Source organism: Arcanobacterium wilhelmae (assembly GCF_029632765.1).
In the GTDB taxonomy this organism is placed as follows: domain Bacteria; phylum Actinomycetota; class Actinomycetes; order Actinomycetales; family Actinomycetaceae; genus Arcanobacterium; species Arcanobacterium wilhelmae.
Window position 1 is genome coordinate 1,009,063 of record NZ_CP121247.1, and the last position, 25,663, is coordinate 1,034,725.

General features: G+C 60.0%; 18 protein-coding genes. 14 read left to right on the top strand and 4 right to left on the bottom strand.

All coding sequences use genetic code 11. The features are described 5' to 3' along the window. The first annotated feature begins 34 nt into the window (after positions 1–34). On the top strand, positions 35–2,710 hold the full coding sequence (polA, locus tag P8A24_RS04505; RefSeq protein WP_278057386.1) for a DNA polymerase I: 2,676 nt from the start codon (positions 35–37) through the stop codon (positions 2,708–2,710). Between the two features lie 28 nt (positions 2,711–2,738). Here the strand turns inward: polA and P8A24_RS04510 are convergent, their stop codons facing one another. After that, a complete protein-coding gene (locus P8A24_RS04510) occupies positions 2,739–3,554 on the bottom strand; it encodes a class I SAM-dependent methyltransferase (protein ID WP_278057389.1) in 816 nt (271 codons plus the stop codon). A 151-nt stretch (positions 3,555–3,705) separates the two neighbouring features. Between P8A24_RS04510 and rpsA the strand changes: the two genes are divergently transcribed. From rpsA to secG, 13 genes are all read left to right on the top strand, one after another. After that, positions 3,706–5,175, top strand: a complete 1,470-nt coding sequence (gene rpsA / locus P8A24_RS04515) for a 30S ribosomal protein S1 (RefSeq protein WP_278057391.1) — start codon at positions 3,706–3,708, stop codon at positions 5,173–5,175. Between the two features lie 93 nt (positions 5,176–5,268). Further along, positions 5,269–5,901 (top strand): dephospho-CoA kinase, encoded by a 633-nt coding sequence (gene coaE / locus P8A24_RS04520; RefSeq protein ID WP_278057393.1) that lies wholly within the window; start codon positions 5,269–5,271, stop codon positions 5,899–5,901. Positions 5,902–5,911: 10 nt separating this feature from the next. Continuing rightward, positions 5,912–7,963 (top strand): excinuclease ABC subunit UvrB, encoded by a 2,052-nt coding sequence (gene uvrB / locus P8A24_RS04525; protein WP_278057395.1) that lies wholly within the window; start codon positions 5,912–5,914, stop codon positions 7,961–7,963. A gap of 253 nt (positions 7,964–8,216) precedes the next feature. Further along, positions 8,217–9,287 (top strand): TerC/Alx family metal homeostasis membrane protein, encoded by a 1,071-nt coding sequence (locus P8A24_RS04530; protein ID WP_278060204.1) that lies wholly within the window; start codon positions 8,217–8,219, stop codon positions 9,285–9,287. Between the two features lie 84 nt (positions 9,288–9,371). Continuing rightward, positions 9,372–12,266, top strand: a complete 2,895-nt coding sequence (uvrA, locus tag P8A24_RS04535) for an excinuclease ABC subunit UvrA (protein ID WP_278057397.1) — start codon at positions 9,372–9,374, stop codon at positions 12,264–12,266. Further along, a complete protein-coding gene (gene uvrC / locus P8A24_RS04540; protein WP_278057399.1) occupies positions 12,263–14,245 on the top strand; it encodes an excinuclease ABC subunit UvrC in 1,983 nt (660 codons plus the stop codon). Before uvrA ends, uvrC begins: the two co-directional genes overlap by 4 nt. A gap of 32 nt (positions 14,246–14,277) precedes the next feature. After that, entirely contained in the window at positions 14,278–15,216 is a 939-nt protein-coding gene (gene rapZ / locus P8A24_RS04545; RefSeq protein ID WP_278057401.1) for an RNase adapter RapZ, read from the top strand. Further along, positions 15,216–16,151, top strand: a complete 936-nt coding sequence (locus P8A24_RS04550) for a gluconeogenesis factor YvcK family protein (RefSeq protein ID WP_278057403.1) — start codon at positions 15,216–15,218, stop codon at positions 16,149–16,151. Before rapZ ends, P8A24_RS04550 begins: the two co-directional genes overlap by 1 nt. A 97-nt stretch (positions 16,152–16,248) precedes the next feature. After that, positions 16,249–17,247: a DNA-binding protein WhiA gene (gene whiA, locus P8A24_RS04555; RefSeq protein ID WP_278057405.1), complete on the top strand. Its 999-nt coding sequence runs from the start codon at positions 16,249–16,251 to the stop codon at positions 17,245–17,247. Positions 17,248–17,413: 166 nt separating this feature from the next. After that, positions 17,414–18,418, top strand: a complete 1,005-nt coding sequence (gene gap / locus P8A24_RS04560) for a type I glyceraldehyde-3-phosphate dehydrogenase (RefSeq protein WP_278057407.1) — start codon at positions 17,414–17,416, stop codon at positions 18,416–18,418. A 114-nt stretch (positions 18,419–18,532) separates the two neighbouring features. Then, entirely contained in the window at positions 18,533–19,726 is a 1,194-nt protein-coding gene (locus P8A24_RS04565) for a phosphoglycerate kinase (RefSeq protein WP_278060207.1), read from the top strand. Next, on the top strand, positions 19,726–20,496 hold the full coding sequence (gene tpiA, locus P8A24_RS04570) for a triose-phosphate isomerase (RefSeq protein ID WP_278057410.1): 771 nt from the start codon (positions 19,726–19,728) through the stop codon (positions 20,494–20,496). The genes P8A24_RS04565 and tpiA overlap by 1 nt, the downstream gene beginning before the upstream one ends. 110 nt (positions 20,497–20,606) lie before the next feature. Next, positions 20,607–20,852: a preprotein translocase subunit SecG gene (gene secG, locus P8A24_RS04575; RefSeq protein WP_370870605.1), complete on the top strand. Its 246-nt coding sequence runs from the start codon at positions 20,607–20,609 to the stop codon at positions 20,850–20,852. A gap of 83 nt (positions 20,853–20,935) precedes the next feature. Here secG and P8A24_RS04580 read toward each other — a convergent pair whose 3' ends face one another. From P8A24_RS04580 to tkt, 3 genes are all read right to left on the bottom strand, one after another. After that, complete coding sequence (locus tag P8A24_RS04580; RefSeq protein ID WP_278057415.1) at positions 20,936–21,865, bottom strand: glucose-6-phosphate dehydrogenase assembly protein OpcA; 930 nt, start codon at positions 21,863–21,865, stop codon at positions 20,936–20,938. A gap of 9 nt (positions 21,866–21,874) precedes the next feature. Continuing rightward, positions 21,875–23,404, bottom strand: coding sequence for a glucose-6-phosphate dehydrogenase (gene zwf / locus P8A24_RS04585; RefSeq protein ID WP_278057416.1), 1,530 nt, complete (start codon positions 23,402–23,404; stop codon positions 21,875–21,877). Between the two features lie 135 nt (positions 23,405–23,539). Then, the gene (gene tkt, locus P8A24_RS04590; protein ID WP_278057417.1) at positions 23,540–25,633 is read right to left on the bottom strand and encodes a transketolase; all 2,094 of its coding nucleotides are present in this window, start codon (positions 25,631–25,633) and stop codon (positions 23,540–23,542) included. Positions 25,634–25,663 lie beyond the last annotated feature (30 nt).

Genomic DNA, 25,663 nt, shown 5'->3' on the forward strand with positions numbered 1-25,663 from the left:
CGCGCGAGTGACGCGAAACAGATAGGGTGGGAGTGTGAATACTCTTCTTCTTCTCGATGGCCATTCGCTCGCGTTCCGTTCCTTCTTCGCCCTCCCTGCGGAGTCGTTCAAAACCGCGCAAGGAAAGTACACGAACGCGGTGCACGGATTCCTCTCAACACTGCTATCGCTTGCTAAGAAGTATCAGCCCACGCACGTTGCAGTAGCGTTCGACCTTCCGGGTGGAACGTTCCGCACGCGCGAATACTCGGAATATAAGGGCGGTCGTGTTGCCACGCCCGAGGAGTTTAAAGGGCAGATCGAGCTGATTCAGGAGGTCCTCGACGCCCTCGGGGTCATGTGGCTAACAAAAGAAGATTTTGAAGCCGACGATATCGTGGCAACGTTGGCGACGCGTGGCGAGGCTGAGCATATGCGCGTCTACGTGGCCTCTGGCGACAAGGATTCGTATCAGCTCGTCAACGATAACGTCACGGTGCTCTATCCGATGCCGCGTTCGGTGATGCTTGAAATGACTCCCGATGTCGTCAAGGAGCGCACGGGTGTGTTCCCGCAGCAATACCCAGACATGGCAGCGCTCGTTGGTGAAGGCGCCGATAATCTCCCCGGCGTTCCTGGCGTGGGGAAGAAGACCGCCGAGAAGTGGATTACCACGTATGGCGGATTGTCCGAGATCATCGCGCACGCGGGCGAAATCAAAGGAAAAGTGGGGGAGCGGTTACGCGAAAATCTTCAGCAGGTCAAGCTCAACCGCGCTCTCAACGAGCTCGTGAGGGATTTGGATATCGTTCCGGATATGGCCGCGCTTGAGATCGCGGGCGCCGAGCCTGAGAAGGTCCACGAGCTTTTCGATGTCCTCGACTTCACGCAACTGCGCACCCGCGTCTTCGCTGAGTGGCCGACGCGCGAAGGGACAGCTCCGATTGTGGCGGATGCGCAGTTACGCGAGGCAAAAGTCGTCGCAGATACCGAGTTCTCGGATTTCGTGGCGGCGCACTGCGGTCCGTACGCTCTGTTTGTGCAGGGGGTGCTGGCCCCGGCGCGTGGCCGGATCGATGAGTTCGCAATCGCAGCAACCGACGGAGCAACGTTCGCGTCGTCGTTTGGTGAACTGACCCCAACGTCGGAAAAAACTCTCGCAACGTGGTTAGCGGATCCGGGCGCGAAGAAGATCGGCCACGGCACGAAGGGGATCTCGCACGCCTTCGCTGGCGAGGGGATGATGGTGCGCGGGTGGAGTGTTGATACCGAAATCGACGCCTATCTTCTCCACCCTGACCAGCGCAAGTACGATCTTGACGAGCTGGCGATGCGCTACCTTGGGCTTGAACTTGCCGCCGACGACGGTGCGCTTTTTGCGTTGGATGGCTCAGCTGCGTCGATCGCCCCGCGAGCTGTGGCGGTGCTTGATCTTGCCGAGGCTCTTGGTGCGCAGCTCGATCAGCAGGAGGGCTCGGATGCACTGCGCGATCTTGAGATGCTGGTTTCGCGGGTTCTGACAGACATGGAGGCGCGTGGCATCGCGGTAGATGAGGCAGCGCTCGAGGATCTGCGTGCTCAGTTTGACGCGCGCGTGGGCAACGCGGCGTCCGCTGCGTGGGATGCAATCGGCGATGACTCGGTGAATCTTTCGAGCCCGAAGCAGCTTCAGGCGGTGCTTTTCGACCAACTGGGCTTGCCGAAGACGAAGAAGACGAAGTCGGGATACACGACGAACGCGGAGGCACTCGAGGGGCTTTTGGCGAAAATCGCGAACCGTGAGGACGCTGATGGCATTGCTGGCCAGAACTTCCTCGCCGCTTTGCTCGAGCACCGCGACGCCATCAAGTTGCGCCAGTCGGTGGAAGGCCTCCTGGCCTCGATCCAAGACGACCGCCGCATCCACACCACCTACCAGCAGACTGTCGCCGCAACCGGCCGCCTGTCGTCGACGGATCCGAATCTGCAAAATATTCATGCGCGCACCGAGGAAGGCCTGCAGATCCGCTCGGTGTTTGTGCCCGGACAGGGCTATGAATCACTGATGACGGCGGATTATTCGCAGATCGAGATGCGTCTCATGGCGCACCTTTCCGGCGACGAATCGCTGATCGAGGCGTTCAACCAGGGGGCCGATCTTCATTCGTTCGTGGCGTCACGAGTGTTCCACATTCCGCAAGATCAGGTCACGCCGGCACAGCGTTCGAAGATCAAGGCGATGAGCTATGGCTTGGTGTACGGGCTGAGCGCCTACGGGCTGTCGGCCCAGCTGAGGATCTCGGTTCCTGAAGCTCAAAACCTGATGGACCAGTATTTCTCCCGGTTCGGGAAGGTGAAGTCGTATCTTGATTCGCTTGTTGTCCAGGCCCGCAAGGTGGGCTACACAGAGACGATCATGGGCCGGCGTCGTTATCTTCCGGAGCTGACAGCTACCAACCGGCAGGTGCGCGAGGCGGCGGAGCGCATGGCGCTCAACGCGCCGATCCAAGGCTCGGCAGCTGACCTGATGAAGGTTGCAATGTTGAACACTGAGGAGGCGCTGCGCAACGCTGGCGTCGCTTCGCGGATCCTCCTCCAAGTTCACGATGAACTTGTGCTCGAGATCGCTCCCGGCGAGGCGGAGCAGGTTGAGCAGATAGTCCGCGAACAGATGGGTAGCGCTTTTGAGCTGTCCGTTCCGTTGTCGGTCGGCGTGGGCATCGGCCCGGACTGGCGTTCGGCGGCTCACTGATGACGTCGGCGCGCGCGGTTCGCGTCCGCTAGCCGCGTGCGACGACGTCGGGCAGGTGTGATGCGATGATGAGCGTCCCGGGAATATAGGGAGAGCGCTCCGGCCCCCATCCTCCCCAGACGACGTCGCGCCCAGCTGGCCACGTGGGCTCGATGACTTCGTCCACGATAAAGCCTGCGTCGGTCAGAGCATTGATATGAGCTGAGAAGGTGTGGTGGAACTCGACGTAGGCGAGCCGGCCTCCGTCGCGCTCCTGGTAGGGAGTCGCGTCGAAGTAGGAGTTGCGCACTGTCATTCCCGCCGCGGTTGGATCGTCGGGGAACATCCAGCGCGCCGGGTGAAGGGCCGAGTAGATCCAGCGCCCGCCGTCGCTCAGGACGCGCGCGATCTCGCGGTGAAGTTCTGAGAGGTCAGGAACAAACGGAATCACTCCGAACGAGGTGAACACGGTGTCGAATTCGCCGTCGGGGAAGGGGAGCGTCAGCGCATCGGCTTCGATCACTGGGAACTCGACCCCGGTGCGCGAGTTGAGTTCACGTGCAGCTGTGACCATCCCAGGCGCAAGATCCGTTGCAACGACGTCGGCGCCGAGGGACGCGAGATAGCGCGAGCATTGCGCGGCGCCAGCGCCGACTTCCAGGATGTGGTGATCGGGGAGCTCCTGTGGGGGAGCGATCAGTTCAATCTCAGCCTCGCGTAGGCCTTCAGGGCCCCAAATGAAGTCGGAATCGCCCAGGGTTGGCCCGTGTTGCGCAAGGTACTCCCCGGCGTGGTTGGTCCACCACGTCCTGTTTGCCTCCAGGGGGCTGTCGGTTGTGCGTAACGGAGTGCGTCCGGCGTCCATCTTCGTCCTTTCTGTGGCGTAAACAATGGAAAAACACGCGTTTTGCGGCTTGAATCCAGCTCGGAAGACCCGTAGACTGTTCGATTGGTATGGGTCAGCCATGCCATGTCCATTATCCAACACTATTTACGTAAGCGGAGTCACCAACTCTATGACTGCTAACAACACTACGACGACCCCCGAAGTCGCAATCAACGATATCGGCGATGAGGCAGCCCTCATTGCAGCGGTTGATAAGACCATCAAGTACTTCAACGACGGGGACATCGTCGAAGGCACCGTAGTCAAGGTCGATCGAGACGAAGTTCTCCTCGACATCGGCTACAAGACCGAGGGTGTTATCCCCTCCAAGGAACTGTCCATCAAGCACGACGTGAACCCTGATGACGTCGTCGAAGTTGGTGACCAGATCGAGGCACTCGTCACGCAGAAGGAAGACAAAGAGGGTCGCCTTCTCCTGTCGAAGAAGCGTGCACAGTACGAGCGCGCTTGGGCGAAGATCGAAGAGGTCAAGGAAGCAGACGGCGTCGTTACCGGTACCGTCATCGAGGTTGTCAAGGGCGGCCTCATCCTCGACATCGGCCTGCGCGGCTTCCTCCCGGCTTCCCTCGTTGAGATGCGCCGCGTGCGCGATCTCGCGCCCTACATCGGCCGTGAGCTCGAGGCGAAGATCATCGAACTCGACAAGAACCGCAACAACGTTGTTCTTTCCCGCCGTTCCTACCTCGAGCAGACCCAGTCGGAGGTGCGTTCGCACTTCCTCGGCACCCTGCAGAAGGGCCAGGTCCGCGAGGGTGTTATCTCTTCGATCGTCAACTTCGGTGCGTTCGTGGATCTCGGTGGCGTGGACGGTCTCGTTCACGTGTCCGAGCTCTCCTGGAAGCACATCGACCACCCGTCGGAGGTTGTCGAGGTTGGCCAGCACGTCACCGTCGAAGTTCTCGACGTTGACTTCGATCGTGAGCGCGTCTCGCTGTCGCTGAAGGCTACCCAGGAAGATCCGTGGCAGACCTTTGCTCGTACGCACCAGATCGGTCAGATCGTGCCGGGCAAGGTCACCAAGCTCGTTCCGTTCGGCGCGTTCGTTCGCGTTGAGGACGGCATCGAGGGCCTCGTGCACATCTCGGAGCTCGCTCAGCGCCACATCGATCTGCCTGAACAGGTCGCCAAGGTTGGCGACGAGGTGTTCGTCAAGGTCATCGACATCGATCTCGATCGTCGCCGCATCTCCCTCTCGCTCAAGCAGGCGAACGAGGGCGTGGATCCGAACTCGGAGGATTTCGATCCGTCGCTGTACGGCATGACAGCCGAGTACGACGAGAACGGCAACTACAAGTACCCGGAGGGCTTCGACCCGGCCACCAACGAGTGGCTTGAGGGCTTCGAAGAGAACCAGGCCGCTTGGGAGGCCGAGTACGCCAAGGCTGAGGCTCGTTGGCAGGCTCACAAGGCACAGGTTGCGAAGGCCATCGAGGCCGACGCCGCTGCTGCCGCTTCGGCTCCGGCTTCGGCCGCTGCTGAGGAAGTTCCGGCGTCGTACTCCTCGGGTTCCGAGGCTGAGGGCACGCTCGCTTCCGACGAGGCTCTCGCGGCTCTCCGCGAGAAGCTGACCGGCAACTGAGCCTAGTCGCTGAATAAAGCTCTGGTGTGGGCGGAGGATTTTCCTCCGCCCACACCTTTATCTTCGCTAGAATTTCCCTCGGGAGGTTGGCAGATGATCGTGGTTGTGACGGGCGGAATCGGCTCAGGGAAGTCGACGGTTGCGCGGTTGCTCGCTGAACACGGCGCATCCGTGATTGATTACGACCAGGTTGCCCGCGAGGCTGTTGAACCCGGAACGCCGGCACTTGCACAGATCGTTGCGCAGTGGGGGAGCGATGTCATCGGTCGCTTTGGCGCGCTTGATCGCGCAACGCTCGCGCGGCGCGTCTTTGCGGACCCGCTGCAACTTCAACAGCTCAACAGTATTGTCCACCCGCGTATCGGCCAGATCGTTGCGAAGCGCGAATCTGCGATCCTTGAGGCCGATCCGGGAGCGATTATTGTGCGCGAGGTTCCGCTCTACACGCCTGATTCCTTTGCAGCCACCGGAGTAGACTTCGTGGTCGCTGTGTCCGTACCTGAAAACGCCCGGATTGCACGCCTCGTGGAACAGCGTGGAATGTCTGAATCCGACGCGCGTGCCCGCATCGCGAACCAGCTGCGCGACGAAGAACGCGAAGTTTTCTCCGACGTCGTGATTCACAACGACGGCAATCTCGACGCACTCGTGGAGCAAGTTGACACGCTGTGGGCATGGCTTCGCCGTGAGCAGGGACGCTCGCCGCACACCGACGTCGGAGAGTAGGCTTTTCGACATGCGTCCAGTTTCTGATCTCGTTCGCCAGGAAAATCCGTTCGAAGTTATCTCGCCGTATACGCCCTCAGGCGACCAACCCCAGGCGATCGCGGAGCTCGCCGAGCGCATTAACGCAGGTGAGGCGGACATCGTGTTGCTCGGTGCAACTGGAACCGGTAAATCCGCTACGACTGCATGGCTGATCGAGAAGATCCAGCGCCCAACCCTCATCCTCGAGCCGAACAAGACCCTTGCCGCGCAGATGGCGGCTGAGTTCCGCGAGCTCATGCCTAACAACGCCGTTGAGTATTTCGTTTCCTACTACGACTACTACCAGCCGGAAGCCTACGTTCCCCAAACGGATACGTTTATCGAAAAGGATTCGTCGATCAATGACGAGGTGGAGCGGCTGCGCCACTCGGCAACGAACTCCCTGCTCACCCGCCGCGACACGGTGGTGGTGGGCTCTGTTTCCTGCATCTACGGCCTGGGAACCCCACAAGAGTACGTGGACCGGATGGTCCGCCTGGAAGTGGGGCAGGAACTCGATCGCGACGAGCTGCTTAAGCGCTTCGTTGGCATGCAATACACACGCAACGACATGGCATTCACGCGGGGGACGTTCCGCGTTCGCGGTGACACGGTTGAGATTATCCCTGTCTACGAGGAGCTCGCGATCCGGATTGAATTCTTCGGAGACGAGATCGATTCCATCAGTGAACTTCACCCCCTCACTGGAAACGTGATCCGCGAAACCACGCATGCGCACATCTTCCCCGCTACTCATTACGTGGCTGGCCCAGAGCGAATGGCTCGCGCAATCGAATCGATTGAGGCTGAGCTTGCTGATCGGCTCGAGGAACTTCGCCGGCAGAACAAGCTTTTGGAGGCGCAACGTCTCGAGATGCGCACCACCTACGATCTCGAAATGATGCGAAACATCGGCACGTGCTCGGGCATCGAGAACTATTCGCGCCATATCGACGGGCGCGGCCCCGGCACGCCTCCGAATACACTCCTCGATTACTTCCCAGAGGATTTCGTGTTAGTGATCGACGAATCACACGTGACAGTGCCACAGATCGGCGCAATGTATGAGGGAGATATGTCGCGCAAGCGCACCCTGGTGGAGCATGGATTCCGTCTGCCAAGCGCGATGGACAACCGTCCGCTGAAGTGGGAGGAGTTTCTCGAGCGTATCGGGCAGACTGTCTATCTGTCTGCGACTCCCGGCAAATACGAAATGGAGAAGGCCGATGGGTACGTAGAGCAGATTATTCGCCCCACCGGGCTCGTGGACCCGGAAGTGATCGTCAAGCCGACAACGGGCCAGATCGACGATTTGCTCGAGGAGGTCCGAAAGCGCACTGAGCGTGACGAACGCGTGCTCGTCACGACGCTCACGAAGAAGATGGCGGAGGATCTGACGGATTACCTCGCCGAACGCGGTATGAAAGTCGAGTATCTGCACTCCGACGTCGATACACTACGTCGCGTGGAGTTGTTGCGTGAGCTTCGACTCGGCAAGTTCGACGTGCTCGTCGGCATCAACTTGCTGCGTGAGGGCCTGGACCTTCCAGAAGTCTCGCTCGTGGCAATCCTCGACGCCGATAAGCAGGGTTTCCTGCGTTCGACGACGTCGCTGATCCAGACGATCGGCCGCGCGGCTCGTAACGTTTCGGGCCAGGTCCACATGTACGCTGATTCCGTTACGCCCAACATGCGTGAGGCGATCGACGAAACCAACCGGCGTCGGGAAAAGCAGATGGCCTACAACAAAGAGCACGGAATCGACCCGCAGCCATTGCGTAAGAAAATCTCTGACGTGACGGACATGCTCATGCGTGAAGACATCGATACCTCCCAGTTGCTCGAGGGCGGGTACCGTAAAGAGGCAAAACCGACGCCCAAGCGTGGCGACGGCGCAGAGATCGCGGCGCTTATCGAAGAACTTCAGGCACAGATGCACCTGGCAGCTGAGCAGCTCCAGTTCGAGCTCGCGGCTCGCCTGCGCGACGAGATCGACGACCTAAAAAAGGAGCTGCGCGCGATGCGTGCTGCCAAAGCCTAGCGTTCGCTGGGCGCGCAATGTGAGATTTAGTGCCCTGTGTTCTCGTTGGGAATTTCAGGCGCTAGAATGGCAAGGCCATGGGGAGTATTCCCACCAATTCCACGTCGTCATCACGATTCGTCTATGAATCCGGCGTGGAAGCCAGCGTTGCTGGCGGGAAGAGACCGCGGTACCTAATGACTCGTACCAAAGGAACTGTATGTCTCTCATGACACTTCTCCAGGTGGGCTCGAAGCCCGCCGCCAGCGGAAATATGCACGTCGACATGTGGGAGTGGATCGTCCTCGGCGCAGTTGTGATCGCGCTGATTCTCTTCGATCTGCTGGGCCACGTCCGCAAGGCTCACGAACCAACCGTTGGTGAGGCCGCGCGCTGGACAGCACTCTATGTCTCGCTCGCCGTGGTATTCGGTGTGATGACAATCGTCCGCCACGGTGGCCAGTTCGGCGCCGAATTCTTCGCTGGTTATCTCACCGAGTACTCGCTATCGCTCGATAACATTTTCGTCTTTATCATCATCATTGCGGCCTTCCGTGTTCCCCGCCTGTACCAGCAAAAAGTGCTGATGTACGGAATCGTCATCGCCTTGGTTTTGCGCTTCGTCTTCATCCTTCTTGGCGCCGCGATTATCGAGCGCTTCGTGTGGGCGTTCTTCTTCTTTGGCGCCTGGATGCTGTGGACTGCCTTCAACCAGATCAAGGATGGCATCGAGGAAGGGCGCGAGCGCCTCGCAGGGGAATTGGAAGAGGAAGAGTTCACCCCGCCACTCATGTCGCGCATGATGTCCAAGTGGTTCAACGTGACCGAAGGTTTCGTGGGCGCAAAACTCGTCACTCGCCGTCACGGAAAAACGTGGATCACGCCGCTTCTTTTGTGCATCGTCTCGATCGGCACCATCGATCTGCTCTTCGCGCTCGATTCGATCCCCGCGATCTACGGCCTCACGGCCGAACCGTTTATCGTGTTCGCCGCGAACGCCTTCGCGCTCCTCGGTCTGCGCCAGCTGTTCTTCCTCGTGGACGGCCTCCTTGAGCGCCTCATCTACCTCCACTACGGCCTGGCCGTCATTCTCGGCTACATCGGCTACAAGCTGATCGTGCACGCCGCTCACGGCTACGAGATGGCCAGTTTCTTGCCGGAACCGGGGATCATCTTCTCGGTGGCCTTCATTATCGTCACGATCCTCGTGACAGTCATCGCGTCGATTATCGGCGCACGCCGTCTCGAGGCACGTGGCATTGTGCTCAACAAGGATGCGGACGAGATCGACGATATCGAGCCTCGCGAAGCTCCACACTACGACCTGGAGAACAAGCGGAACTAGTGGTTCCACGTCGTTCGCTGCGGGCCGAGGAGTATCTCGGCCCGCAGCCTTTTACTCGCAGGCATTCATGGATAAGGTGAGACAGTGCAAAATTCGATTCATGTTCAGGGCGCTCGCCAGCACAATCTGAAGAACGTCACTGCCGATATTCCTCGCGACAAAATGGTGGTTTTCACCGGCCTGTCAGGTTCGGGAAAGTCGTCGCTCGCTTTCGACACGATCTTCGCCGAAGGCCAGCGCCGGTATGTGGAGTCGCTCTCGTCCTACGCTCGCCAGTTCCTCGGCCAGATGGACAAACCGCACGTCGATTTCATCGAGGGGCTTTCTCCTGCAGTGTCGATCGACCAAAAGTCCACGAACCGTAACCCGCGTTCCACGGTTGGTACGATGACGGAAGTGTACGACTACCTGCGTCTGCTCTACGCGCGCGCTGGTACACAGTACTGCCCAGTGTGCGGCGAACGAATCGAGGCCCAGAGCGCCGAGCAGATCGTCGATGCTTTGCTCGCGTATCCGGAGCGTACGAAGTTCCAGATCCTCGCGCCAGTCGTTCGCGGCCGTAAGGGCGAACACGTCGATCTTCTCGAGAACCTTGTCAAGGAAGGCCTCGGGCGCGTGCGTGTGGATGGCGAGATATACCGGCTGGGGGAGGTACCGCCTCTTGCGAAGACGAAAAAGCACGATATCGACGTCGTCGTCGACCGTCTCGCAATTCGCGAGGGCCTCGCCTCGCGTCTGAACGACTCCGTCGAAACTGCCCTGCACCTCGCAAACGGGATCGTGATCGCAGACTTCGTCGATGAACCAGCAGATTCCCCCTCGCGCGAACGGAAGTTCTCCGAAAAGCGCGCCTGCCCGAACGGCCACGAACTCGAAATCGACGAGATTGAGCCACGCACATTCTCGTTCAACGCTCCCTATGGCGCGTGCCCGGCATGCGATGGCATCGGGTTTACCACACAGGTCGATCCGGAGCTCGTCGTTCCCGACGACTCGCTCTCAATTGCTGACGGCGCAATCGTCCCGTGGTCAGTGACGGCTTCTGCCCAGGCTCGCGACTACCACATGCGCCAGCTGCAGGGACTTGCCGATGAGCTCGGCTTTTCGCTCGACACCCCGTGGAAGAAGCTCGACGCCGGGGCGAAGGACGCGATCCTGTCCGGCAAAGACTACAAGGTGAAGGTCAAGTACAAAAACCGTTGGGGGCGGGAGAAGATCTACTCCACCGGTTTCGAAGGCGTTCTCACCTTCGTCCAGCGTAAGCACGACGAGACCGAATCCACATGGTCCAAAGAACGCTACGCGGGCTTCATGCGTGAGGTGCCGTGCGCAGTGTGCCACGGTGCACGCCTTCGCCCCGAGGTGCTCGCTGTGCGCGTGGGCGATCTCAACATTTCCGAGCTCACGGATCTGCCCATTGGCGAGGCCCTCGAGTACTTGAGCGCCCTCACTTTGGGGGAGCGCGAATCCAAAATCGCAGCCCAGGTGATGAAAGAGATTCTCGAACGGTTGACATTCCTCGTCACTGTTGGCCTTGACTACCTCACCATGTCACGGTCTGCCGGAACGCTCTCTGGCGGTGAGGCGCAACGCATCCGCCTGGCGACCCAGATCGGTTCCGGGCTCGTCGGCGTTCTCTACGTGCTCGATGAGCCATCGATTGGCCTGCATCAGCGCGATAATGATCGTCTGCTCGGCGCACTCAAGCGCCTGCGCGATCTCGGCAATACCCTCATCGTCGTCGAACATGACGAAGACACGATCCGCCAAGCTGACTGGCTCGTGGATATTGGCCCGGGTGCGGGCGAGCACGGCGGGGAGATCGTCTACTCCGGCCGCCCTGCGGATATCGTGCGCGAAGAACGCTCCGTCACTGGCGCATACCTTGCCGGAACCCGCCAGATCGTCGTCCCCACACAGCGCCGTAAGGTCAAGAAAACTCAGGCGATCGGCGTCGTCGGAGCCCGCGAAAATAACCTCAAGAACGTCTCGGTGAAGTTCCCTATCGGAGTCTTCACCGCCGTCACAGGCGTGTCCGGTTCCGGAAAGTCCTCGCTCGTGAACTCGGTGCTTTACCAAGTGCTTGCCAACGAGCTCAACGGCGCGCGCTCGCTCCCTGGCCGTCATACGAAGGTGACAGGCCTGGACCAGCTCGACAAAGTGGTTCACGTGGACCAAAGCCCCATCGGGCGCACTCCGCGCTCGAACCCAGCCACCTATACCGGCATGTGGGACAAGATCCGTACCCTTTTTGCCGCTACTCCGGAAGCGAAGGTCCGCGGCTATGGGCCAGGGCGCTTTTCGTTCAATGTGAAGGGCGGGCGTTGCGAGGCCTGCTCAGGCGACGGCACGATCAAGATCGAAATGAACTTCCTCCCGGATGTGTACGTGCCGTGCGAAGTCTGCCACGGAAGCCGGTACAACCGCGAAACGTTGCAAGTGCACTACAAGGGCAAGAATGTGGCCGAAGTACTCGACATGACGATCTCGGAGGCACGCGAGTTCTTCGGCGCTGTCACGTCGATCACGAAGTATCTTTCGCTTCTTGAAGACGTCGGCCTCGGATACGTGCGCCTCGGGCAGTCTGCAACGACGCTCTCCGGTGGCGAGGCTCAGCGCGTCAAGCTCGCCTCTGAGCTCCACAAACGTTCTACAGGAAAAACGGTGTACGTTCTCGACGAACCCACCACCGGACTCCACTTCGAGGACGTGCGCAAGCTCCTCGGCGTGCTCCAGGGCCTCACAGACAAGGGCAACACCGTGATCGTCATCGAGCACAACCTCGACGTGATCAAGAGCGCCGACTGGGTGATCGACCTCGGGCCGGAAGGCGGCAAGGGCGGCGGCGAGGTGATCGCTGAGGGCACGCCGGAAGACGTGGCCCTCACGCCCGGCTCCTACACGGGCAAGTATCTGCTCCCCATCCTCAAAAAGGCCGGCACGCTCAGCGGGCTGCGGCAGGGCAAGGCGAGCAAGTGAACCCCGCCGACTACCGCCCGAAAACCTCGGATATTCCTCGCGATCCGGGAGTGTACCGCTTCCGCGACGAGGAAGATCGGATCATCTACGTTGGCAAGGCGAAGTCGCTGCGCCAACGCCTGGTGAACTACTTCCAGGATCCGGCTCTCCTGCATCCGCGCACGCGCCAAATGGTTTTCACGGCTGCTCGCGTTGAGTGGGTAGTTGTGGGCAACGAGATCGAGGCGCTCTCGCTGGAGTATTCGTGGATCAAAGAGTTCGCGCCGCGGTTCAACGTGATGTACCGCGACGACAAGTCCTACCCGTATCTCGCCGTTACCCTCACCGAGGAGTATCCGCGCGTGATGGTCACTCGCAATGCTCACAAGCGCGGAAACAAGTATTACGGGCCGTATACGAAGGTCTGGGCGGTGCGCGAGTCGCTCGACCAGTTGCTTCGCGTTTTTCCGATGCGCTCGTGCACGAAGGGCGTGTTCAATAATGCCCAGCGCACGGGCCGCCCTTGCCTGAATGGCTATATCGATCGGTGCGCCGCTCCGTGCGTGGGACGTGTGAGCGCGGCAGAGCACCGGCATATTGCCCAGGCCCTTGTCTCGTTTATGGACGGAAGCGGTGAGGAACTGATTGCGGCGAAGAAAGCCGAGATGATGGAGGCGGCGAAGGCACAAGAGTTCGAGCGGGCAGCGCGCCTTCGCGACGACGTCGCCGCATTGACCACCGTCGTCGAAAAGAACACGGTTGTGCTTGACATGGATACCGACGCCGACGTGTTCGGCCTGGAGTTCGACGAGCTGGAAGCGTCGGTTCAAGTGTTCTTTGTGCGTGGCGGGCGCATTCGTGGCCAGCGTGGCTGGGTGACGGAGACAGTCGCAGATCTCGAAGCGCCAGGTCTGGTGTCGCAGATGATTTTGCAGGTGTACGGCCAGTATGCGCCTTCCCGCGTCGGCGCGAAGCGTTCGAGCGCGAAAAGCGTCGACGACGTCGCACACACCTCAGCAGACGCGATCCCGCGCGAAATCTGGGTTCCGGCCCTTCCTGACGACGCTGAGGCGCTCGAATCGTGGCTCGGTGAGTTGCGCGGCGGCTCGGTTCGCATCCGCGTGGTCCAGCGGGGCGCGAAAGCACAGCTTGCGCAAACCGTTCACACGAACGCGGTCCAGGCCCTTCAACGCCACAAGTTGCACCGTGCGGGTGATCTCACGGAACGCTCGAAGGCACTGGAGGAGCTGCGTATGGGCCTCGGTTTGGACCGTGCGCCGTTGCGCATCGAATGTTACGACATTTCGCACACGCAAGGGACGAACCAAGTTGGCTCGATGGTGGTGTTCGAAGATGGGCTCGCGAAGAAGTCCGATTACCGGCATTTCATTGTTCGCGGCCCGGACGGCAACGGGGTTCCCGACGACACCGCAGCGATGGACGAGGTGCTCCGCCGCCGTCTGACGCGGCTCGTTCAGGGCCATGCCGCCGACGACGCTTCCGACGACGAACCGACGTCGGGCCCGATTGACCTAGCCACGGACGCGCCGCGCCGCTTTGCATACAAACCGGACCTCATCGTCGTCGACGGCGGCCTGCCGCAGGTGAACGCGGCGCAACGCGTCGTTGAGGAGCTGGGCGCCGACGTCAGGATCGTCGGCCTCGCGAAGCGTCTTGAGGAGGTGTGGATCCCAGGCGAAGAGTTCCCGCTCATTTTCCCGCGCACCTCGCCCGCACTCCATCTCCTGCAGTATTTGCGTGACGAATCGCATCGGTTCGCCATCACGTTCCACCGTAAGCGACGCGCCAAGGCGATGACCCGCTCCGCACTCGATGCGATTCCCGGCCTCGGAACGGCAAAACAGACCGCGCTCCTAAAGCATTTCGGCTCGCTCGCCAAGATTAAGGAAGCCGATCTGGAGGCGCTTGAGGAGGTCAGCGGCATCGGACCGCGCCTCGCACAGACGATCGTGGAGTTCCTCCACCGCGAAAACGAGTAGCGAACGCGCCGCGAGGCTGGGAAGATGGAGCCATGAGCGACATCAACGACACCTCTGCCATCCCGCTGAACGAGATCCTTGAACTAGACAAGGCTGCGACACTCCCTGATGCGGACATCCCTGAGATCGTAATCATTACGGGCATGTCCGGTGCTGGTCGGTCGCGTGCCTCGGCAGCGCTGGAAGATCTCGGCTGGTACGTGGTAGATAACCTTCCGCCACGTTTGCTGGGTGCAATGGCCGGTTTGGTGACGTCCGGCGGCGGAGTTCAGCGTCTCGCCGCTGTGGTGGATGTGCGTTCGCGCGAATACTTCCAGGAGCTCTCGAGGGTCCTCGATTCGCTCTCAGAGGCGAACATCGCCTACCGCATCATGTTCCTCGATGCATCGGATGCGATCTTGGTGCGCCGCTACGAGCAAGTGCGCCGCCCCCACCCACTTCAAGGCGACGGGCGTCTCATGGACGGGATTGCCAAGGAGCGCCAGCTCCTCGCTCAGTTGCGTGATCGTGCCGACGTCTACATCGATACGTCAACGCTGTCTGTTCACGATTTGGCTCGTAAGATTCGCAACAATGTGGCATCCTCGTCGGATTCGGCAATCCACTTGACGGTGATGAGCTTCGGCTTCAAGTACGGGATCCCGCTCGACGCCGATCACGTGGTCGACGTTCGCTTCCTGCCGAATCCATACTGGGTGAGCGAGCTTCGCCATCTCACTGGAAAAGATGCTCCCGTAGCCAATTTCGTGTTGGCTGTGGACGGAGCACGCGAGTTCGTCGATTCCTATGTCAACATGCTCGCCCCGATCCTCGAGGGCTATGTTCGTGAGCTCAAACCGTACGTCACTGTGGCCGTCGGGTGTACCGGCGGCAAGCACCGTTCCGTGGCGATCGCTGAGGAGATTTCTCGCCGAATGCGCGAACGCGGTGTGACAGTGAAGACTCTGCATCGAGATCTCGGGCGCGAGTGATGCGCGACATCGGATATGCAGGGCGGCGTGTGGTCGCCTTCGGCGGAGGGCATGGCCTGTACGCCACACTTTCTGCGTTGCGGATTCTGACGCGAAACATCACTGCGATCGTCACTGTGGCCGACGACGGCGGCTCTTCTGGCCGGTTGCGTAACGAGATGGAGATCTTGCCACCAGGGGATCTGCGCATGGCTCTGTCGGCGCTTTGCGACGATTCTCAATGGGGGCTCACCTGGCGTAGCGTGCTCCAGCACCGTTTCACGACGTCGGGGGAACTCAACGGGCATTCCCTTGGCAACCTGCTGATCGCAGCTATCTGGCAGGAGATCGGAGATCCTGTTGCGGGCCTGGATCTGGTCGGCCAGTTGCTGACCACTCACGGCCGCGTTTTGCCGATGAGTGCAGTGCCGTTGAGCCTCACGGCACACATCGAGCGCGACGGCGTCGTCGAAACGGTTCACGGGCAGTCAGTGATCGCGAAGTTGGGAGAGGCGATCTCACAGGTCTCGCTTTCTCCGGCAAATCCTCCGGCGCGTCCGGAAGCGTTGCGGGCAATCGACGAGGCGGATTGGGTTATTTTTGGCCCAGGTTCCTGGTATACGTCGGTGATTCCACATTTGTTGGTTCCCGAACTCCGCGGCGCTGTGGCACACACGGCTGCCAAGCGTATGCTTGTGGTCAATCTTGCCCCTGATCTTGAGACTCGCGCGATGAGCTCGGCAGATCTGGTGCGTTCATTCCATGCGCATGCTCCGGATATGGCTCTCGACATTGTGTTGGTCGATCCGTCGGTTGTTGGCGACCATGCGGATTTGCGTGAAGCGGTTCGAAGGTGTGGTGCGGAGCTTTTGGTGTGGCCAGTCAAGCGCGACGTCGCCAAGCACGATCCGCTCACACTCGCTGCGGCGCTCCGCGAGGCATTCGAGACCGCTTGACATCCCTGCCTGCCCTGCTCGGAGAGGCGCGATTGCGATACGATATTTTCTCGACGTCGGGGTTCACCCGCCCGTGTCTGAAGAAAGGTTGAAGTTTATGCCAGCTCTTACTGTCGCTGTACAGGACGAACTTTCGGGCGTGTTTCCTCAATCTGCAACGTCGGCTATCGCCGAGATCGCGGCGATGTTTCGGTTTTCCGGCGGGTTGGAAATCAATAACGGCGTCGTCACGCTCGAGGCTGAGCTATATCACCCAGGCGCGGTGCGCCATCTTGCGCATCTGATCTCGCGCATCTTGCGAATCGAGCCTGAGATCCTCACAGTCAAGTCGAAGACTCGCGGCCAGAACCAATATTTTTTGAGAATCAACCGCGACGGCGAGAAGATCGCCCGTTTGCTCGGGCTCCTTGATACTCATGGGCGGCCGGTGCGCGGCTTGCCTCCTCAGATCGTCGCCGGTTCGAAGGCTGACGCAGCGGCAGCGTGGCGAGGGGCTTTCCTTGCGCGTGGAACACTCATGGAGCCTGGGCGTAACGGCGCACTCGAGGTCACGTGTCCGTCACTCGAAGCGAGCTATGGTCTTGGCGGCTTGGCCCGCCGGCTTGGGATTACTTACCGTGCTCGGGAATCGCGTGGGGCTCAGCGGGTTGATATCCGCGAGGGGGAACAGATCGCGCAGATTCTGATTCGAATGGGAGCAACACGCACCCTTGCCCAGTGGAATGAGCTCCGTTCCGAGCGCGAAGATCAGGGACAGTCGAACCGGCTAGCGAACTTCGACGATGCGAACATGCGCCGCAGCGCGGATGCTGCGGTGGTTGCAGTGATCCGCGTGCAACGAGCGTTTGAGATCCTCGGCGATGCGGTTCCCGAAAATCTTCGGCAAGCGGGCGAGTTCCGGATCAAGTATCCTCACGACTCGCTCAATGTGTTGGGGGAGAGGCTCACACCTCCCGCAACCAAAGATGCAGTGGCAGGTCGCCTGCGCCGTCTGAACACGATGGCTGACAAACTCGCGGAGCAACAGGGGATCCCGTCGACGCTCGACGCTGTAGCAGAGGCCGAGCGCCAAACGCATCCGCTCTGCGCTGATTGAGAAACCTCCCAATAACGGACCTTAGACCGTGCTTCAACGTTGTTCAGGCGTTAGAATGTAAGAGCATTGGAAACCTGAGTTGCGGGTAACCGCGCCAGCTTCCGAGATACGAGCGTGACGCTCGTATGAGTCAAACCGTGTGCTACGCACACAAGGAGGAAATAGAGTGACAACTCGCGTTGGAATTAACGGCTTTGGCCGCATTGGTCGTAACTTCATCCGCGCCGTCTACGAAGCCGGTGCTGATGTTGAGATCGTTGCAGTGAACGACCTCACTGACAACAAGACCCTCGCTCACCTGCTCAAGTACGATTCGATCCTCGGCCGTTTCGGTCACGAGGTTTCCTACACGGACGAAGCCATCGTTGTTGATGGCAAGGAGATTCGTTCGTTCGAAGAGCCGGATCCGTCGAAGATTCCGTGGGGCGAGGTTGGCGCAGACGTCGTCATCGAGTCCACCGGTCGTTTCCGTGATGGCACCAAGGCCCAGGCTCACATCGATGGTGGCGCCAAGAAGGTCATCATCTCCGCTCCGGGCAAGAACGTTGATCTCGACGTCGTCATCGGCGTGAACGAGAAGTCCTACGATCCGGCAAAGCACAACATCGTGTCGAACGCTTCCTGCACCACCAACTGCCTCGCGCCGGTTGCCAAGGTTCTCCAGGACAAGTTCGGCATCGTGAAGGGTCTCATGACCACCGTTCACGCTTACACCGCTGATCAGAACCTGCAGGATGGCCCGCACTCGGATCTCCGCCGTGCACGCGCCGCTGCGCTCTCGATCATCCCGACCAAGACCGGTGCCGCTCAGGCTGTTTCGCTGGTTCTTCCGGAGCTCAAGGGCAAGTTCGACGGCTTCGCATTCCGCGTTCCGACCCCGACCGGCTCGGTTGTGGACCTCACCTTCCAGGCTGAGAAGGAAGTTTCCGCCGAAGCAATCAACGCTGCGATGAAGGAAGCTGCTGAGGGCGAGCTCAAGGGCATTCTGGCTTACACCGAGGATCCGATCGTGTCGGCTGACATCGTCACCGATCCGCACTCGTCGATCTTCGATTCGGGCCTGACCCGCGTCATTGGCGATCTCGTGAAGGTCGTTTCGTGGTACGACAACGAGTGGGGCTACTCGAACCGCCTCGTTGATCTCGCTGTTCTCATGGGCAAGGGCCTCTGAGAGTAGATTCTCATGAATCACGTGCCCGCACATGCTCCGGTGTGTGCGGGCACGTGCACGAATTAGGCAAAAATTTTCCTGCACTGCCCGTGCAGAAAGAAGGTTGTAATTATGATGAAGACCATCGATACGCTCGGCGATCTCGCCGGCAAGAAGGTGTTCGTGCGTTCGGACTTTAACGTTCCGCTCGATGCCGACAAGAACATCACTGATGACGGCCGTATCCGCGCCGCTCTGCCTACTCTGACCCGCCTAGTGAAGGCTGGCGCCAAGGTGATCGTCGCTGCTCACCTCGGTCGTCCGAAGGGCGAGGTGAACCCCGAGTTCTCGCTCGCTCCGGTTGCCAAGCGTCTCGGCGAGTTGCTCGGCCAGGATGTCACCCTCGCTAAGGATACCGTCGGCGAGGACGCTCAGCGCCTCGCTTCCGAGATTAAGGACGGCGAGGTCGTTCTTCTCGAGAACGTCCGCTTCGATAAGCGTGAGTCGTCGAAGGTTGATGAGGAGCGCGAGTCGCTCGCAAAGGAATACGCAGCTCTCGCCGACGTCTTCGTTTCCGATGGTTTCGGCGTTGTGCACCGCAAGCAGGCTTCGGTGTACGACATCGCCAAGGAACTTCCGTCGGCTGCTGGCGAGCTCGTCTTCAAGGAGATCGATTCGCTCTCGAAGGCAACCGCGAACCCTGAGCGCCCCTACACCGTGGTTCTCGGTGGCTCGAAGGTGTCGGACAAGCTCGGCGTGATCGACAACCTCCTCGAGAAGGCAGATCGACTCCTCATCGGCGGTGGCATGGCATACACGTTCCTCAAGGCCCTCGGCCACGAGGTCGGCACCTCGTTGCTCGAAGAGGATCAGGTTGAGACCGCTAAGTCCTACCTCGAGAAGGCAAAGGAGAAGGGCGTCGAGCTCCTTCTCCCGGTCGATAATGTGACTGCTCCGGAGTTCAAGGCAGACTCGCCGGCATCGGTTTATGCCGCCGATTCGATGCCTGCAGGCGAGATGGGCCTCGATATCGGCCCGAAGACCCGCGAACTGTACGCGAAGGCGATTGCCGAGTCGAAGACGATCGTCTGGAATGGCCCGATGGGCGTGTTCGAGTTCGAGGCGTTCTCTCAGGGCACCCGCGCCATCGCGCAGGCCATGCAGGATGCGGAGGGCTTCACGATCGTTGGCGGCGGCGATTCCGCTGCGGCCGTTCGTACCCTCGGCTTCGACGAAGCTAAGTTCAACCACATTTCGACTGGTGGCGGCGCTTCCCTCGAGTTCCTCGAGGGCAAGACCCTGCCGGGCATCGCTGTTCTGGAGGCCTGATGTCGCGTACCCCGATTATTGCTGGTAACTGGAAGATGAACCTCGACCACGTCGAGGCAACCTCCGTGGTTCAGAAGCTCGCTTGGTCCTTGAAGGATCTCGGCCACGATTTCTCGAAGGTTGAGGCTGTCGTGATTGCTCCGTTTACGGATCTTCGCACGGTTCAGACTCTCGTGGAGGCAGACGAGCTCGAGATCAAGTACGGCGCTCAGGACGTGTCGATTCACGACAACGGCGCCTACACCGGCGAGATCTCCACGGCGATGCTCACCAAACTCGGTGTGAGCTACGTGGTGGTTGGCCACTCGGAGCGCCGCGACTACCACGGCGAGACCAACGAACTGATCGGCCAGAAGGCGAAGAAGGTTCTCGATGCCGGCATGCTCCCGATCATGTGCTGTGGCGAAAAGCTCGAAGTCCGCGAAGCGGGCACCCACGTCGAGTTTGTCCTCGGCCAGGTTGAGGAGATGCTGCAGGGCCTTTCTGCTGAGGAGGTCGCCAAGTCGGTCATCGCCTACGAACCCGTGTGGGCTATCGGAACCGGAAAGGTTGCAACCCCGGCAGATGCTGAAGAGGTTTGCGCAGCGATCCGCGTCAAGGTTGGTGAGCTCTACGATGAGGCGACGGCCGAGGCTCTTCGCATCCAGTACGGCGGCTCTGTAAAGTCGTCGTCGGTTGCTGAGATCATGGCTCAGCCCAATGTGGACGGCGCCCTTGTGGGCGGCGCTTCGCTGAAGGCCGACGAGTTCGCAAAGATCGTTCACTTCTGATCTTCACGTTCCGTTGACGATCCCAGAATTTGGGGCGGTGCAGTTTTGCACCGCCCCAAATTCGGCTATACTACTTGGGAAATCTGTTCTCTATGCTGGAGATTAATCACGTGAACACTCTGCTGACCATCTTGACGGTGCTTCTCATTATTACGAGCCTTCTGCTGATTGGCGCGGTCCTGCTGCACAAGGGCAAGGGCGGCGGCCTGTCGGACATGTTCGGCGGTGGTATCTCAACGTCGGCACGCTCCTCAGGCGTGGCAGAGAAGAACCTGGATCGCTACACGATCTGGCTTTCCGTGGTGTGGTTCATTCTCATCGGCCTGATCGGACTCATCGTCAAGGTCATGAACTAAGCTTTTTCTTCACATATCGTGGGTGGGAGCTAAGGCGAATGCCTTAGCTCCCACCCACGATATTTTGTGGCCGTGCTTTCGTGTCAGCGTCGTTTCTGCAACTGGCCAAGTACCTCTCGGTATTCGCGATCTTCACCCATCATTCGCAGCTCCTCGATCAGCATCGCCTGCGAGCTTCGAAGTGGCATCGTCACCTCGAGGTCCTTACGATTCGGGCGCCGGATCACCGCATGCTCGCTCCCTGCTGGACGTTCAATAGCGAGCTCACCGTCCGCGCGAACAAGAGTCACTGAATCAATTCCCGCGCTTTCGGAATGAACCAACTCCAGCTCGACGCCAAGGCGTAACTCAAGCCATGCGCCCAGAAGGTGGGCGCCACCACGGTTCAGATTGCCAACAATCCTCGCATGTGTCATCTGCTCATGCGGGGGCTCGTCAAGAAGCGACGCCAAATGCCCCCGCCAGATCGTCAACCCTGCCCAGGTGAGATCAGTATCGCCAGGGGAGTAGTGTTCAGCAAGCGTACCGAGGGCTTTGCGAGGGTTTGCGGTCGAATTCGCGTGCGTGATGCGGCGTTGTGCAACCTGGCCAATGCTGGTTTGGGAGGGCGAGGCCGGCGCATCCTGCGGCCACCACGCAATCAACGGGGTATCTGGGAGAACGAGCGGCATCACGAGGCTACCAAGATCGGTTCCTGCGCCACCACTCGGGCGGAGAATGACGATCTCTGCAAGGCCAGCTGTATCTCCGAGAATCATCTGCGCATCTAGGTTCGGCTGAGTGGCTGCTACCCCTGCGGCGACGTCTGGGTCTTCCAGGACGACGATGATACGTGCAGGGTGAGCTCGAGAGACCTCGAGCACGGCATTGATCACTTCCGCGACCGACTCTTCAGACGGGCTGACCGCGACCAACGTAACCACGCGCGTGAGTGACGAGGATCCATCAGTCGTGCGCTGCCCCTCAAGCCACCTGCTCACATAGGCGGAGGTGGTTCCTTTCAGTTCATACATCTTTTCTCCTTACGGGCGGCGCCACACGCGTCCGTCGAGTGCCAACATGTCGTGTGCTTCTTGGGGGCCCCACGAGCCAGGAGCGTATTGGGGGATCTCACGATCGGTGTGCTCCCAATAATTTGTCGCCTGATCCACCAGCGCCCAAGAAAGCTCGAGCTCGGTCTGCTGAGGGAAAAGTGGTTCCTCTCCCATGAGTACATCCAGGATCAACCGTTCATAGGCTTCGGGCGTATATTCCGTAAACGCGTGGCCGTAACCAAAATCCATCGTGACGTCACGCAACATTGTCTGTGTGCCCGGCACCTTCGATCCGAACTTGAAGGTCACACCTTCCTCCGGCTGGATTCGAATCACAAGCGTGTTCGCATTGACGTTTGCCATCGCCTCGTTCGAGAAGAACTGGAACGGGGGAGTACGGAACGTGAGGGCGATCTCCGTCACGCGCCGCCCGAGCCGCTTACCAGCGCGCAAATAGAACGGGACTCCAGCCCAACGGCGGTTGTTGATCCCCAGTCGGAAAGCTGCAAACGTATCCGTTCGCGAATCGTCGGCGATGCCCTCTTCGCCCCTGAAGGACGTGACATAATCGCCTCCCTGCCAGCCGGCGTCGTATTGGGCAAAAACGGAAGATTCCTCGACGGAGCCGATGAAGTGCGTTGCCGACAGCACCTTCTCCTTCTCCATGCGCAGCGCTTGTGGCGTGAACGCCGTCGGCTCTTCCATTGCAGTCAGTGCGAGAAGCTGGAGCAAGTGGTTCTGGATCACGTCGCGAGCCGCGCCGACGCCGTCGTAGTATCCGCCTCGGCCGGCGACGCCGATATCTTCAGCCATCGTAATCTCGACATGATCGATGTGGGCGTTATTCCACAGCGGTTCGTACAGCTCGTTGGCAAAACGCAACGCAAGGATGTTCTGCACGGTCTCCTTGCCCAAGTAGTGGTCGATTCGGAAGATCTCTGAAGGCTCGAAGACATCGAGCACGACGTCGTTGAGTTCCTTAGACGAGGCGAGATCGTGCCCAAACGGCTTCTCGATCATGACGCGGCGCCACCCCGAATCCTCGTGGCGGTCAAGGCCAGCAGCCTTCAGTTCCTTCAGGACGTGGGGGAAAAGCTTTGGAGGAATCGCCAAATAGAACGCGTAGTTACCTCCGGTGCCACGCTCCGTTTCCGCGCGAGCAAGCTCCTCGCTCAGCTTCGCGAAGGTCTCTTCTGACGTGTAATCGCCGATGACTTGTCTGAACCCGCTCATCAACTGCGCGAGAACACGCTCGTCAATTCCGGTATTCGCTCCTGCACGAATCGCTTCCTCAGCCATCTTTGTGAAATCGTCGATCCCCTTCTTCGGACGCGCCACGCCGATCAAGGTGAACGACGGCGGAAGAAGGCCACGATGCGCCAGATCGTAGATCGCGGGAAGAATCTTGCGCTTCGACAAATCTCCCGTGAGCCCGAACAACACCAAACCGGCCGGACCTGCCACTCGTTCCAGCCGGCTATCCCACGGCATGACGAGCGGATTTTCCCAATGACTCATCGAATCTTCCCTTCACTGACCAAAAATTGGCACGCGAACAGAACGCGTGCCGTGTGTTTAGCATTCCACACTTCGCCCCAAAAGCTCGGAGACGAAGTGTGGGGTGAGCAAGCAACCGCTCACCCCACACATTGGTTACTTCGCCGCGGCGATTGATTCCTTTGCGGCCTCAACGACGTGTTCAGCGGTCATGCCGAACTTCTCCATCAGGAGAGCTCCGTCTGCTGAGGCGCCGAAGTTGTCGATGCCCACGCTGCGGCCGGCGTCGCCAACGATGCTTGCCCAGCCGAACGTCACGCCTGCCTCCACCGAAACGCGTGCGCGCACTGACGTCGGAATGACAGACTCGCGGTACGCTGCATCTTGACGGTTAAACCACTCCACCGACGGCATCGACACGACGCGCGCACCGATCCCGTCTTGGGCGAGCTTCGCGCGTGCCTCGAGCGCCAGCTGCACTTCAGAACCCGTTGCGATCAGAACGACGTCGAGCTTGTCTGCATCGGCGAGGACATAGCCTCCCTTGAGCGTGCCTTCAGCCGAGGCGAGGACATCACCGTGCGCCTGGCCCTCACCACGTTCGAAAACGGGAACACCCTGACGGGTGAGGACAAGACCCGCCGGGTTCGACGTGTTCTCAAGGATGCCACGCCATGCCCAAGCGGTTTCGTTTGCGTCCGCTGGACGTACCATGTCCAGCCCAGGAATCGCGCGATACGACCACATGTGCTCCACTGGCTGGTGGGTGGGGCCATCCTCGCCCACGCCCACCGAATCATGTGTCCACACAAAGATCGACGGGATCTTCATAAGAGCCGCCAAGCGAACCGGGGGACGCATGTAATCGGCAAACACGAGGAAGGTACCACCGTAGACACGGGTCAGGCCCTCCAACGTGATGCCGTTGAGGATCGAGCCCATTGCGTGCTCGCGAATACCGAAGTGAAGCGTACGTCCGAACTCATTCCCGGGGAACTTCTTCGAGCTACGCTCGGAAGGGATGAACGACGGTTCGCCGTCCATCGTGGTGTTGTTCGACCCTGCAAGATCCGCTGAGCCGCCCCACAGCTCCGGGAGAACATCCTTCAGAGCATTGAGCACCTTTCCCGATGCCGCGCGGGTCGCGATCTTCTGACCGGGCTCGAACACAGGGAGCGCCTTCTCCCAGCCCTCGGGCAGGGAGCGAGTGAGCAGACGCTGGTACAGCGCAAATTTCTCCGGGTTGGTGTTCTTCCACGCCTCAAACTTCGCGTCCCACACCTCGTGAGCCGCCGCGGCGCGAGCCGCAACCTGGCCGCGAGTGTATTCGAGAAGGCCATCGGGCACCTGGAACGTGAGATCCGGGTTCAGGCCGATCTTCTCCTTCAGCCCGCGGATCTCCTCATCCCCGAGTGCGTTTCCGTGAGCGCCTGCCGAGTTCTGGATGTTCGGGGATGGCCAGGCGATGATGGTCTTGAGCTTGATGATCGAGGGGCGATCAGTGACCTTCTTCGCCTCCTCGATCGCGTCAAAGACGGCCTGCAGGTTCTCGTGGTAGTTGCCGTTGTTGCGGAAATCGACAGTCTGGGTGTGCCAGCCGTAGGCCGCATAACGGGCGAGTGCATCCTCGGTGTAGGCGATCGACGTGTTGTCTTCAATCGTGATGTCGTTCTCGTCATAGAGGACGACGAGGTTGCCGAGCTTCTGAGTTCCGGCGATCGACGACGCCTCGGAAGCCACGCCCTCCTCCAAATCACCTTCACCGGCAATCACGAACGTGTAGTGATCGAACGGAGAATCGCCGAGCGGAGTATTCGGGTCGAGGAGACCGTGAATCCGGCGGGTCGCCATGGCCATACCGACGGCGTTCGAGATTCCCTGACCAAGCGGGCCTGTGGTGGTCTCAACACCGCGCGTGTGGCCGTACTCCGGGTGGCCGGGCGTGAGAGATCCCCACTGGCGCAACCCCTTAAGATCATCGAGCTCAAGCCCGGCACCAGCGAGGAAAAGCTGGTTGTACAGCGTCAGCGAGGAATGACCAGCCGACAACACAAAACGATCGCGTCCCAGCCACTGATCGTCGTTCGGATCGAAGTTCATGACCTTCTGGAACAAGGTGTAAGCGACGCCCGAAAGCGAGATAGCGGTACCAGGGTGTCCGTTCCCGACGTTTTGCACGGCATCGGCAGTGAGGCCGCGCCCAACCTCGACAGCGAGCTGATCGCGCTCGGTCCAGTTGAACTCAGACATATAAACGTTCCTTCTTTCTCCATTCGGAAG